The sequence below is a fragment of the Micromonospora sp. 4G55 genome (assembly GCF_016803375.1).
On the sequence record NZ_JAEVHN010000791.1, the window covers coordinates 1 to 2,557 of the forward strand.

At 73.6% G+C, this 2,557-nt stretch carries 1 protein-coding gene; it reads right to left on the minus strand.

Going from position 1 to position 2,557, the window contains the following annotated elements; all coding sequences use genetic code 11:
• Window positions 1-2,557 (minus strand): DUF6603 domain-containing protein (locus JNW89_RS34240; protein WP_238452188.1); only part of this gene is annotated, 2,557 nt, incomplete at both ends.

Here is a 2,557-nt window from a genome sequence, read left to right on the forward strand (position 1 = left end):
CGCCCTCGGTGGCCAGGCGCGCGGTGGGTCGCGGCGCGGGCAGCGGCCGGCCGACCGCGTCGGGGTCGTCGATGACCACCCGGTCGTACGCCGCGTCGCCGCTCAGGTCGGCGAAGGTGGTCAGCGTGGCCGGCGGCAGCGAGGTGCCCTCCGGCAGCGCCACCGTGCGTCCGGCGGCCAGCGGTACGACGCCGGGCGTGGTGAGCTGCTCCTCGGGTGACAGGTCGCGGAACTGCCCGGGGGCGAAGTCGTCGACGATCGTCTCGCCGAGCCGACCGGCGAGGGCGTCTTCGCCGGTGCCGACGCGCACCCCGGTCAGGGTGAACCGGTTGGCCCCGGTGATCCGGGAGGTGCCGATGCGTTGCAGGTCCGTGTCCAGCGGCAGCACGTTCTCCCGGACGCCCAGCAGCGCGCCGGGTTGCAGCAGCATCGGCCCGGTCCATCCGGTCAGGTTCCGCAGCGTGACCGGTTCGCCGGCGCCGATCGCCCGGATCTCCCAGGCCTCGGGGGTGGACAGGGCCGCCTGGAGCGTGTCCCCGGCGTTGACGTAGGTGGGTTCGTGGGGGTGGGTGGTGTCCCCGTCGGTCCAGGAGAAGTGGCCGGACACCTCCCAGCACAGGAACTTGATCCGGGCCTCACCCCAGGCCTTCCATGGGCCCGGGCCGCTGACACCGATGATCAAATTGATCGCGAGCAGCTCCGTGTCGTGGTACTTCAGCGACACGGTGGCGCCGATCTCGGCGGTGAACCAGAACGGCTTGAACTGGAACATCACGTCCAGCCACGCCCGGCCGTCGATGACGAAGCCGCCGCCCTCGAAGTGCAGCTTCAGCTCCGCGCCGAACTGGGCGGTGTTGCTGGTGACGGCCAGGTACGCCTGCAGGTCGATGCCCTTGCCGGACTTCTGCAGCGCGATGGTGAACCGTTTCACGGTGGGGAAGCCGGGCGGGGCGGTGAAGCGGGGGTGGAAACCGCCGATGGACACGGCGAACGTGCCGCCGGAGCCCCACCGGGCGCGCAGCGCCATCTCCCCGGAGACTGGGCGGCCGAACAGCTTCGAGTCGATCAGGGCCGCGTCGACGCTGATCTCCCGGCGGGCCACGTCGACGATGCCGGCGGAGTCGAGGCGGAACTTCCCGGCGGCCTTGAAGTCGATGACCAGCCGGCCGAGCAGCAGGATGCGGACCGGGTCGGGGAACTCCACCAGCACGGCCAGGTCGGCGACGACCTGGCCGCCGAGGAAGTTCAGCCGGACCATCGCGCCGAGCACGGTGCCGGTGGTGTCGACCGGGAAGATCCGACTCAGGGTGGCGATGACGGCGGGGGCGTTGCCGACCGGATCCTGGGGGAAGAGCAGCGCGTCGAGGGTGCCGGCGCGGGCGGCGGTGCGCACCTCCTCCGGGTTGGTGCGCCGGTTCCAGCCCACGATCAGGCCGAGGCCGGTGATGGAGATGCCCCAGAACAGCACCAGCCCGGGGAACCACTCGTAGGTGCCGGCGAGCAGCAGGGAGAAGGTGTGCCGGCCGTCGGCCTCGGCGAGCCGGCTGCCGTCCGGGTTGCGGGTGTTGAGGATCGCGGTGGCCTGGAGCCGGAACCCCTTCATCGGCGCGAGGGGCGTCGTGGAGGTCATGCCCAGTTGCAGGGCGCCGGCGTACATGCCGCGGGCCTCGTCGACGAAGAGGTAGCCGCCACCGGAGACGATGCCGTTGTCCATCCGTAGCGCGACCCCGTCGGGCCCCTTGAACCGGGGGGTGAGGTCGACCGGCCCGAGGTTGCCGCCGCGGGCCTGGGTGCCGTCGCCGGTGGGCAGGGCGGGTGGGAAGGTCAGGTCGGCGCGGACGCCGATGTTCTGCACCACGGCGTGCAGCGGTCCGAGCGCCGCGCGGACGGTGGTGCTGATGACGACGCTGACCGTCCGGGTGGCGGTCGACGCCTCCAGGGCGATCCGCAGTCCCTCCACCCCGATGCCGTGCCAGGACAGGTGGACCGGGTACTCGGCGGCCAGCGCGGCGGCCCCGGCCAGGTGCGCGCCGGTCCGCATCGACCAGGCCACACCGAGGTCGAGCCCGACCCGGAGCCCGTCGGCGGGCAGCAGCTTGGCCAGCAGCCCGTCGCCGTCGCCGGGGCGGACCACCAGCTCGGCGCGGCCGGCGCGGATGCCCAGTTCGACGTCGTCGCGGCCGGCGCCGAGGCTGGCCCGGCCGGTGACGACGACCTGTCCGATGGCGAGGTGGGTGCCGTCCGGGGCGCCGAGTACCCAGCCGGGCTGGCCGGCGGGGGCGATCCGGGCGATCTCCGCAGCCCACTTCACGGCGGCGGCGCTGCCGCTGACGGTGACCCCGGCCGTGTTGACGGCGATGGCCGGTCCGGCGCCGGCGAGGTCGGTGGCCACGTTCCAGTCGCCGATCGCGCCCTCCAGGTGTGCCTCGCCGGTCGGGACCAGGATCACCGTGAGCCGTCCGTCCCAGCTGGCGAGGCCGAGGGTGGCCCCGATGCCGAAGGTCGGGGTCCAGGGGGCCAGACCGGCTCCGGGCGGCGCGTGCCGCCGGGGCGCCGG